General features: G+C 37.8%; 9 protein-coding genes. 6 read left to right on the top strand and 3 right to left on the bottom strand.

Annotation, left to right across the window (positions count from 1 at the left end; all coding sequences use genetic code 11):
* The first annotated feature begins 192 nt into the window (after positions 1-192).
* Positions 193-1902 (top strand): diflavin flavoprotein, encoded by a 1710-nt coding sequence (locus tag PN497_RS06815; RefSeq protein WP_096572620.1) that lies wholly within the window; start codon positions 193-195, stop codon positions 1900-1902.
* A gap of 176 nt (positions 1903-2078) precedes the next feature.
* On the opposite strand, the gene PN497_RS06810 is transcribed toward PN497_RS06815, so the two are convergent.
* Complete coding sequence (locus tag PN497_RS06810) at positions 2079-3503, bottom strand: serine/threonine protein kinase (RefSeq protein ID WP_096566882.1); 1425 nt, start codon at positions 3501-3503, stop codon at positions 2079-2081.
* Positions 3504-3830: 327 nt separating this feature from the next.
* Between PN497_RS06810 and cbiT the strand changes: the two genes are divergently transcribed.
* Positions 3831-4433 (top strand): precorrin-6Y C5,15-methyltransferase subunit CbiT, encoded by a 603-nt coding sequence (gene cbiT / locus PN497_RS06805; RefSeq protein WP_096566884.1) that lies wholly within the window; start codon positions 3831-3833, stop codon positions 4431-4433.
* Positions 4434-4500: 67 nt separating this feature from the next.
* Positions 4501-5388, top strand: coding sequence for a phosphatidate cytidylyltransferase (locus PN497_RS06800; protein WP_096566886.1), 888 nt, complete (start codon positions 4501-4503; stop codon positions 5386-5388).
* A 125-nt stretch (positions 5389-5513) separates the two neighbouring features.
* On the opposite strand, the gene PN497_RS06795 is transcribed toward PN497_RS06800, so the two are convergent.
* Positions 5514-6227, bottom strand: coding sequence for an LmeA family phospholipid-binding protein (locus tag PN497_RS06795; RefSeq protein ID WP_096566888.1), 714 nt, complete (start codon positions 6225-6227; stop codon positions 5514-5516).
* A gap of 184 nt (positions 6228-6411) precedes the next feature.
* Here PN497_RS06795 and PN497_RS06790 point away from each other — a divergent pair, with 184 nt between their 5' ends.
* Together PN497_RS06790 and PN497_RS06785 are read left to right on the top strand one after the other, a co-directional pair.
* A complete protein-coding gene (locus PN497_RS06790; RefSeq protein WP_096566890.1) occupies positions 6412-7182 on the top strand; it encodes a pseudouridine synthase in 771 nt (256 codons plus the stop codon).
* Positions 7183-7368: 186 nt separating this feature from the next.
* On the top strand, positions 7369-8163 hold the full coding sequence (locus PN497_RS06785; protein WP_096572621.1) for a helix-turn-helix domain-containing protein: 795 nt from the start codon (positions 7369-7371) through the stop codon (positions 8161-8163).
* A 262-nt stretch (positions 8164-8425) separates the two neighbouring features.
* Here the strand turns inward: PN497_RS06785 and malQ are convergent, their stop codons facing one another.
* Positions 8426-9931, bottom strand: coding sequence for a 4-alpha-glucanotransferase (gene malQ, locus PN497_RS06780; protein WP_096566892.1), 1506 nt, complete (start codon positions 9929-9931; stop codon positions 8426-8428).
* Between the two features lie 88 nt (positions 9932-10019).
* On the opposite strand from malQ, the gene PN497_RS06775 reads away from it, so the two are divergent.
* Positions 10020-10475 (top strand): NUDIX domain-containing protein, encoded by a 456-nt coding sequence (locus PN497_RS06775; RefSeq protein ID WP_096566894.1) that lies wholly within the window; start codon positions 10020-10022, stop codon positions 10473-10475.
* Positions 10476-10613 lie beyond the last annotated feature (138 nt).

Here is a 10613-nt window from a genome sequence, read left to right as displayed (position 1 = left end):
TTCGCATTAACGTCTACTTATTGACAATAATTTAAACCATCACGATGACTCTGAAAAAATCAATCAAACGATAAATAAGGATTTCTTCGTTTATACATAAAAATGGTGTTTTGTCAATAAAATTTAGATGCGTTTCCCCTGGGGAACAAAAAAGAATTTATTTAAAAACAGGAGCTTAAATTTATGTCAGTTATGTCAAATACTAAACCCCGTGATGTCCAAATATTGCCTATTGGTACTGATACAACAATCATCAGATCGCGCAGTTGGGCAAGGTTAAGATTTGAAATTGAATATGCTTTAGCTAAGGGAACAACAGCTAATTCTTTTATTATTCAAGGTGATAAAATCGCTTTAATTGATCCACCTGGGGAAACTTTTACGGAAATTTATTTACAGGCTTTACAAAAAAGAATAGATATCAAAAATATTGATTATGTAATTCTTGGTCATGTCAATCCTAACCGGGCAGCAACATTAAAAATATTAACAGAAATTGCGCCTCAAATTACTTTTGTTTGTTCTAACCCAGGGGCGATAAATTTACGTGCAGCTTTAGAAAATGAAGATTTACCGATTGTGGTAATGCGGGGTGATGAAACTTTAGATTTAGGTAAAGGACATCATTTACAATTTATTCCTACTCCTAACCCCCGTTACGCTGATGAACTTTGTACTTTCGATCCGCAAACAAATATCTTGTTTACTGATAAGTTATTTGGGGCGCACATTTGTGGTGATCAAGTATTTGATGAAGGTTGGGAAGTTTTTAACGAAGATCGCCGTTATTATTTCGATTGTATTATGGCTCCCCATGCTAAACAAGTAGAAACAGCTTTGGATAAGTTGGCAGATTTGCCAGTGAGGTTGTATGCTACTGGTCATGGTCCCTTGGTAAGATATGCTTTACAGGAACTTACCCACTCTTACCGAGAATGGATCAAGCAACAAACTAACGCGGAAATGAGTGTAGCTTTGATCTATGCTTCTGCCTATGGAAATACTGCAACTTTAGCTAGTGCGATCGCTCGTGGTATTACTAAAGCAGGTGTTAGCGTAGAATCTATTAACTGCGAATTTGCTGATCCTGAAGAAATTAAAACGGCGATCGAAAAATCCGCTGGTTTTGTAATCGGTTCGCCCACTTTAGGCGGTCATGCACCCACACCCGTACAAACAGCTTTAGGTATTGTTTTATCAACTGCAACTAATAATAAATTAGCTGGTGTGTTTGGTTCTTTTGGCTGGAGTGGGGAAGCAGTTGATTTAATTGAAGGTAAACTGAAAGATGCAGGTTATCGTTTTGGTTTTGAAACCATCCGCGTTAAGTTCAAACCTAATGAAGTCACCTTACAAACCTGTGAGGAAGCGGGTACAGATTTTGCTCAAGCATTAAAACGCGCTGCTAAAAAAGCTGTAGTTGCTAGACAACCTGCAAGTAATGTTGAACAAGCAGTAGGGCGAATTGTTGGATCTTTGTGTGTCGTTACAGCAACTCAAGGCGAAGTAAAAACCGGAATGTTAGCATCTTGGGTTGCACAAGCCAGCTTTAGTCCTCCTGGGTTAACCATTGCAGTTGCTAAAGATCGGGCAATGGAAAACATGACTTATACAGGTAGTAACTTTGTTGTTAATATCTTAGCAGAGGGGCGAGAAATACGCAAACAATTTATGAAGGTTTACGCCCCTGGACAAGATAGATTTGCAGGTTTAGACACCGCAGAAGCTAACAACGGTGGTATAATTTTAAATGGTGCTTTAGCTTACCTAGAATGTACAGTGAAGAACCGGATGGAAGTAGGCGATCATTGGTTAGTTTATGCCACAGTGGATGATGGGAAAGTGTTAAATCAAGATGGTGTGACAGCAGTACATCATCGTAAATCAGCGAGTTATTATTAAGCACCCCATACATTAACCCCTCTAACATGAAATAGAGGGGTAATTTAGGCTATAAAGAGGCGTTTTCTGCTTCATTAGTAATCAACAACTCCATTCGGAGTCAGAGACTAGGAAGGAGAAAACTTAAACCTATTTCTGGTTGTCCCCAGGATCATTTTCAACAGATATCTGAAGCATTAATTTGAGTTTTTGGTTATTTCAAGTTCTATCCCTAACCAATTACTTAACTCATCAGCTAACCATTTTAATTCATATTCAGACTTGATGATATAGTCACCAACTTTTATTTCCAATTTTTCTACCCCTATCCAAATTACTAACTTTGCGTTGACTACAGACTCACCATTCATATCTTGTGTCAAATGTTGAGGTATATAAACTAAGTGATTAATGTTTTCTCTCGGTGCAGAGGTATGTTTAATTTTCAGTCCCCAAAAATAAAGACTATAGGATATTTGTTGCTGATTTATGCTAATTTTACATTCAAAAAATGAACTTAACATACCATATGTCATAGCTAAACCAGTGAAAAAAAAAGGTGATATAAAGAAAGCTGAGAATATAGCACTTATTATTGTTTCCCAATCAAAAGGATTATAAATAAAGGTATTAAACGTGCCAACGATAAACAACCAAGTCATGTAATTCCAAAATATCATCAATAGAATCCCCAATAAACTATTCAAAGTTAATCCCTTAGCAGGAAGGGTAGTTTTTAAATATTCCTCATTTTTAATTAGTCGAATTTGACTACCTGCTGGTTTAGCAGTTGTTGAATTTGTAATATCAGTTTTTTCCGGTGTTTCTAAAGCTTGTAGTGCTGTTTTTGCAGATGTAAACCGCTTGGCTAAATCTGGTTCTATCATCTTTTTTAACCAGTTAGTTAAGCCCGGACTCAGATTTGCCACTTGTTCAAATTGAATGCGAAAATTCTTTTGTGGTAAATCTGCCGGTTGAGTACCTGTGATTAAATAAATTAAAGTTGCACCTAAGCTATAAAGGTCAGAAGCGGGAACTGTACGCCCCCCAAATTGTTCTTGTGGCATATAACCATAGCTTCCTACAATGGTTCTAGTACCTGTTTCTGAGGCTAAAACAGTTTGCACAGAACCAAAATCTACTAAATAAACTTTTCCCACACTATTCCCCGATCGCTCTCCTAATAAAATATTGCTAGGCTTAATATCACGGTGGATCACGGGTGGGTGTAACTCATGAAGATAAACCAATATCTCTAAAACTGCTTTAGCTATCTCTTGAACTTCATTTTCTGCAAATTTTCTCCCAGTTTGTAAGTATTGTTTTAGGGTTTTCGCTGGGATGTAAGTTTGTACTAGGGCAAATCCTTGATAATTGGATTCTTTTACTTCAAAATAGTCAAGATAGCGGGGTATAGAGGGATGGGATAAAGATTGTAAGGTTTCCGCCTCCCGTTCAAACAGTTTCAAATCATCCCATTCAAAGTCACTATTAAAAGCAAGTAACTTGACAATTACTAAGTTATTGTTTATGGTGTCACGAGCTAAAAAAGTCCTCCTGGCTGACTTTTTACCTAACTGCTGTTGAACTTCGTAGCGATCGCCCAATATTTCCCTATTCATCAGCATCACCTAGATCACTTAGAAAATTATGTTGTTAAACTTTCTCTATTTTATTTTTATTCCTGTTGACTGTCAGGATGTTTTAAAAGTTTTCGGTGAATAGTTTTACTAATTGTTACTACTTCCTACTTCCGCTGATGCAGCACTTCCCAGTGTCATCAGGTACAAAAACCCCATCCCCAACCCCCTCCCCGCAACCGATGAGGGCGCTATTATGTACTTTATAACACAGGAATCCGCTGTAATTTTTAAGTTTGAATTTTAACTTTGAATTTTAAACTTTGAATTTTAAACTTTGAATTTTAAACTTTGAATTTTTAATTGCTTATGCCTTCCCAACTTTGGCCTTATGTTACTCCTGGTATTCCCGATGACTTATTTGAGAACTTACCAGGTATACCCCTAACTCAGCGAGAATTAAGATTATTGTTAATTTCCCAACTACGATTAAAACCAGATTCGGTATTATGGGATATTGGTGCAGGAACAGGTACAATTCCTGTAGAGGTGGGGTTATTGTGTCCCCAAGGAAGAGTTATTGCGGTAGAACGAGATGAAGAAGTGGCTAATTTGATTAAACGTAACTGCGATCGCTTTAATGTGAAAAATGTCAAAGTAATTGAAGGCAGCGCCCCAGAGTGTTTACATGATATACAACCCACCCCTGATCGTGTTTGTATAGCAGGGGCAAAAGCTATCCAGGAAATTTTACAAGCTGTCTGGCTTTATTTGCCTTTATCCGGTCGAGTTGTCGCCACAGCTGCTAATCTAGAAAGTCTGTATGCTATTTCTCAAAGCTTTTCTCAGTTAAGAGCCAGAAATATCGAGGTTGTACAGTCTGCTGTTAACCGCTTAGAAACTCGCGGTTTTTCCCAAACCTTTGTCGCCGCTGATCCGATTTTTATTCTCAGTGGTGAAAAACTAGATTGAATCTATTCGGTTTTCGGTTTTGGATTCAATCCAAAATCCAAAATCTAAAATCTAAAATACTATTATTATGCCTTGGTCAAGAATTATTAGTGGAATTATTGCGATCGCTTTAGCTTTATCTTCAACCTTATTAGGTGGTTGGTACTTTACCATAGCTATGGCGATCGTTGTCTTTTTAGGTCAACAAGAATATTTTAATTTAGTTAGATCCAGAGGTATTGCTCCCGCAGCTAAAACTACTATAGTTGTCAGTTTAATTTTACTGGCTATTTGTACTCTCAATGCCAGTTTAGCTGATGCTATCATGCCCATAGCAGGAACTTTTATTTGTTTTTACCTGCTTTTTCAACCCAAATTTGCTACCATTGCTGATATTTCCGCTTCTATTATGGGGCTGTTTTATGTCGGTTATTTACCGAGTTACTGGGTACGTTTGCGAAATCTCAATAGTACAAATATTATTAGTAATCTTCCCTTTGGTGGCTACTGGCCTGAAAACTGGAATCAAATTTTTACCCCAGAAAATATCACTGGTTTACCCGAAGGTTTAACATTTACAGTTTTAACTTTTTTATGTATTTGGGCTGCTGATATTGGTGCTTATTTTTTTGGTAAGTTTTTCGGTAAAACTCCTTTATCAAATATCAGTCCGAAAAAAACTGTAGAAGGGGCAATTTTTGGTATTAGCGGCAGTCTCATAGTAGCACTAGCCGGTGCTTATTTTCTCCATTTTCCTTACTCTGTGATCTCTGGTTTAACTTTGGGTTTATTGATAGGTGTTGCTAGTCTTTTAGGCGATTTAACTGAATCTATGTTAAAACGAGATGCAGGAGTAAAAGATTCAGGACAATTGATACCCGGTCATGGTGGTATATTAGACCGGACTGATAGTTATATTTTTACCGCCCCTTTAGTTTACTATTTTGTCACACTCATTTTACCTTTGTTAAAGTGATAGTTGATAGTTGATAGTTGACAGTTGATAGTTGATAGGGAAACATCAAATTTATTACCCAATCACCAATCACCAATCACCAATCACCACTTATCAATTGTCAATTATCAATTGTCAATTATCTATTATGGGTTGACGTTGATGCGTCCACGACATAAGATTTGGCTAGATTCCAAAGTTAATTCTTGGAGGTCAACGTCTGAACCAAGGTCTAAATTGTATCCAGGATTATTTTCTAAAATTGGTTCTTGATTATACAGAATTTTAATCTGTGTTAATTGTAGTTCTTGACTGTTCAGCAGTTCTAGACCTAAAGAAATTTCTAAAGATATAGGTTCTCTGTCAGTTGCTACAAGTCCATACAGTATTAAATGCTGATTGTCAAGTGTAATTTTCTGCCAACAAATAGGCTTGTATTTTTCCCATAATTCTGGTAATAGTTTGAACAGTACATCATTTAAGCCAGTTGACAATAATTCTGATGAAAGAGATTTATTCAGATCCCCTTCATCTACCACCAGTTCACCAACTACGGGAACTATTTCCAATAATTTAAGGGGTTTACCCCTGACTATGGAACCAATGTTTATCTGTATATTTTCAGCTGAAATTTGAATGCGTGTAACATGGATACCCTGATAAACTGCATTAGTAGCAAAAATAGATACCATAGGAATACAGCCAGAAAGGATTTGGCGATCGCTTGCTCCAATCTCTATATCAATCTGTGATACTTGAGTTAATTGTGTTTTTAGCCATAGCTTAATTGCCGTGGTTAGTGCTTGAGTAATTAACCTTATTTTCTTACTATTGGCGGATGGGGGGTTTTTATCTGTCATTGAACAAGGTTATTGCTTAGTATTTGATATTTGCTCAAAAATCACGAGATATTAAACAGTTCTTAACTGTAATGGTGATTGCTATTAACTGAGAAATGGCAAGATTCACTTTTAGGTATCAACTCCACAAAACTTGGAACAATTAATAATAAGTCTGAATTAACAAAGTATACAAAATTTATACATGGAGGCACGAGTACAAAAAATTATTTCTCAATGGGGTATAGCCTCACGTCGTGAAGCTGAGGAGATGATTAAGCAATCACGAGTGCAGATAAATGGGATTGTGGCACATTTAGGTCAAAAAGTCGATCCCCAACGAGACACTATTTGCATTGATGGTAAACCTATTTCTCACAGCGATCGCCCAGCTTTAATCTATTTGTTACTCAACAAACCCGCTGGAGTAGTTTCTACTTGTGATGATCCCCACGGTAGAACTACGGTTTTGGATCTATTACCCGAAAATTTACACAAGGGTACTGGTATTCACCCAGTGGGGCGTTTAGATGCTGACTCTACCGGAGCATTAATATTAACAAATGATGGAGACTTGACATTTTCGCTAACTCATCCCAGTCATAATATCTCTAAGACATATCATGTTGTGGTTAAAGGACATCCCCCAGAAACAGTTCTGAAGATGTGGCGTGAAGGTGTTGTACTAGAAGGTAAAAAAACACGACCTGCTAAAGTACGCTTGATTGAACGTTTGGCAAACCAAAGCAAATTAGAAATAATTTTACAGGAGGGCAGAAATCGTCAGATTCGCCGTGTAGCTGAACAGTTAGGATATCCTGTGATCCAACTGCATCGCACTGCCATCGGTTCAATTCAACTACAAACACCAAAGGCTGGTTTTCTCGGTGTTGGTGACTATCGTCATCTCACCCCAGAAGAAATTATTTTTTTAAAGAATCAGTTCAATAATGGACAACTAACAATGAACAATTGACAATTACCTCTTCCTAAAAGTCAGGATCTTGAAAAACCAGAATTTTTGGCTTTTTTTACCTGGAAATCGGGGATTTTCAACCTTGAATAACACAATTATCAATTGTCAATTGTTAATTATCAATTGATAAAGCGGATACCTATTAATGATTAAGTTGAGTTAAGGAGTGGAATAAAAATTATGAAATTGAACTGGCTAAGAAAAAAAGATGAAAAACCCAGCAAACCATCAATAGAAGAACAACAGGCGGAAAAATTAGCACAACTGGGCGCTAAACTAGCGGTTTTGCGTCAACAAAAGGGTTTATCTATGGATGAAATTGTGTTAATCACCAGAATTCCTCGCCGACTATTAAACGCCATTGAAGTAGGTGATTTAAGCGATTTACCAGAACCTATTTACACTCAGGGTTTAATCAGGCAATTTGCTGATGCACTAGGGGTGAAGGGTGCTGAATTTGCCAGCCATTTTCCTCTCGGTTCTCAAAAAGTCAGTTTTCAACGCAATTGGCAACCCCAACCCTTTTTTCAACTGCGTCCTTTTCATCTGTACTTGCTTTACATTGTCGTCATAGTATGCTCTGTAACTAGTTTATCTCAGTTATTGAATCAAACCGCTTTAGAAGCAAACAATAGCCAAAATCAACTAAAGGCGGAGAAAAATGACGATTTAAAGCCTCAGAAACTGCAATCCCAGGATTTAAAGGTAATTCCATCTGATATCAACAGTTCAGAAACTGTAGAAATTGATGTTACCTTGCAGTCCTCATCTTGGGTTCGTATTGTCGCTGATGGTAAAACCGAGTTTGAGGGAGTTCTACCAAAAGGATCTCACCGCAAATGGAAAGCTGCTGAAGAACTGACCGTAAAAACTGACAATGCTGGGGGTGTGTTGATGAGCGTTAATCAGCAACAACCTAAACAAATGGGACAACCGGGGAAATTTCAGGAAGTCAGGATTGCCGCTAAGGTCAGGTCTTGAAACGTCGTGCGCCAGTAGGGATAGGTTAACCAAGTATTAAATTTATCAGTGGCATACAACACAATATAGAAAACATTGCTGTTATCTGCCAATATCATCTACTACACATAACTAAAAATAGCTATGTTTCCTTGAGACTGCTAATTAGGTTAAACCAACCCCTACTAACCATGAAGTTTTGAGTACGGAATGCAGGTTTCAGCTTTATACTACGCACCCAGAAAAAGTTAATCAGGAAAAGTTAATCAGGAAAAGTTAATCATCAACTTATGGGAGCGCGTCCATAAAGATTGGTGAGAATTTTCAAGCGATCGCGCAATTCCTTGGTCAAAACCTCTTGCTGATAACACCATTCCCAATTACCCTCAGCCGTACTGGGATAATTCATTCTGGCTTGAGTTCCCAATCCCAAAACATCCTGTAAAGGAATAATCGCTTGATTAGCGATGGAACTCAAAGCTAAACGAATTAAATCCCAGTGTATACCATCAGGGCTGATATTTCCCAAATATAACAATAAATTTTGCTTTTCGTAATCATTCGTAGTATTGAACCAGCCTAGAGTCGTATCATTGTCGTGAGTGCCAGTGTAAACTACTGCATTACGTGGGTAATTAAAAGGTAAAAACGGATTACCAGGATCTGAACCAAAGGCAAATTGTAATACCTTCATCCCCGGAAACTCAAATTGATCTCGTAGTGCTTCCACTTCTTCTGTAATAATCCCCAAATCTTCGGCTAAAATCGGTAATTTGCCCAGTTTTTGTTTAATAACTGCAAAAAATTCTCCCCCTGGCGCTTTGATCCATTCTCCATTGATGGCGGTTTCTTCTCCTTGGGGTACAGCCCAATAAGCCTCAAACCCTCGGAAATGGTCAATCCGAATGATATCAACATAATCCAGCATAGCCTCAAAACGTTGCACCCACCATTTAAAGTCCTGCTTTTGCAACTTTTCCCAGTTGTAAACCGGGTTGCCCCATAATTGACCAGTGGCGCTAAAATAATCTGGTGGAACTCCTGCCATTAAAGCCGCTGCACCTGTTTCTTCATCCAAAGCAAAAAATTCAGGATTTGCCCATACATCAGCACTATCATGAGCTACGTAAATGGGGATATCGCCAATAATATCTACACCATTTTGATTAGCGTAATTCTTGAGTTCTGACCATTGACGGAAAAACTCATATTGGATGAACTTGTAATAAAATATTTCTTGTGTTAACCCTTGTTCCATCCGGGCCAATGCTGCGGGTTCTCTTTTTGCCAGTTCTAGTTCCCAAGTGTACCAACTAGCTCCATTGTGGGCATCTTTGAGCGCCATAAACAAAGCATAGTTATCCAGCCAATAGCCTCTGGTGTTGCAAAAAGTGTGAAAAGCTTTTCTTTGGATAGCGGTGGCGTGATGTTTAAAATTTTCGCAAGCTTTTTTGAGCAGATTGGTTTTAATGGGAATAACTCGCTCAAAATCCACTTTATCAGCCGGAAATGCTGGTAAATTCGCAAAATCTGCTTCAGATAACAAACCCTCATCTACCAGCTTATCTGGACTAATCAGCAGGTGATTTCCTGCCATTGCTGAGTAGCACATATAAGGAGAATTACCATAACCAGTAGGTCCTAAAGGTAAAACTTGCCAATATTGCTGGTAGCTATCTTTGAGAAAATCAATAAAACGATAAGCTTTATCCCCTAAATCCCCAATCCCGAAACGACTGGGGAAACAAGTTGGATGCAGTAAAATTCCGCTTGATCTAGGAAAAGGCATAGTTAATGGTGAATGTGAGTAGATTGTTGATGAGGACTTACACAAATGTTACATTTAATTGATTTTTTAGGGACACTAAATTAAAAATATGTTGATTCTTAACAATAACAACAGAAATCCTGCTCCTACCGTTGATATTATTATTGAATTAATTGATCGACCTCATCGCCCGATCATTCTGATTGAAAGACATAATGAACCTTTAGGATGGGCTATTCCCGGAGGGTTTGTAGATTATGGTGAACCTGTGGAAGTGTCAGCACGCAGGGAAGCCGAGGAAGAAATAGGTTTAAAAATAGAGTTAATTGAACAGTTTTTGGTTTATTCTGATCCTAGTCGTGATCCTCGTCAACATACAATTAGTATTGTATTTTTGGCAACTGCGACGGGTGAACCTGTTGCGGGTGATGATGCTAAGGGTGTAGGTGTTTTTGAGCCTTGGTGTGTACCGATTAACTTATGTTTTGACCATGACCGGATTTTGCGGGATTATTTCCGGTATCGGAATTATGGGATTCGTCCCCGGTTGGGATTAGAGAAATGAGCAAGTCCTAAGTTGACAATTTCATAGACAAAACTATACTTGTATTGACAAAAATCAATATATTTTTAGGAAAAAATCAACTACTTGATATATAATACGGTGATATCAAGTATTGAATTGAGACTATTGCCGACGCGA

Source organism: Sphaerospermopsis kisseleviana CS-549 (genome assembly GCF_028329225.1).
GTDB lineage: Bacteria > Cyanobacteriota > Cyanobacteriia > Cyanobacteriales > Nostocaceae > Sphaerospermopsis > Sphaerospermopsis kisseleviana.
The sequence above is the reverse complement of the archived record's forward strand: the minus strand, read 5'-3'. Positions and strand labels throughout refer to the sequence as shown.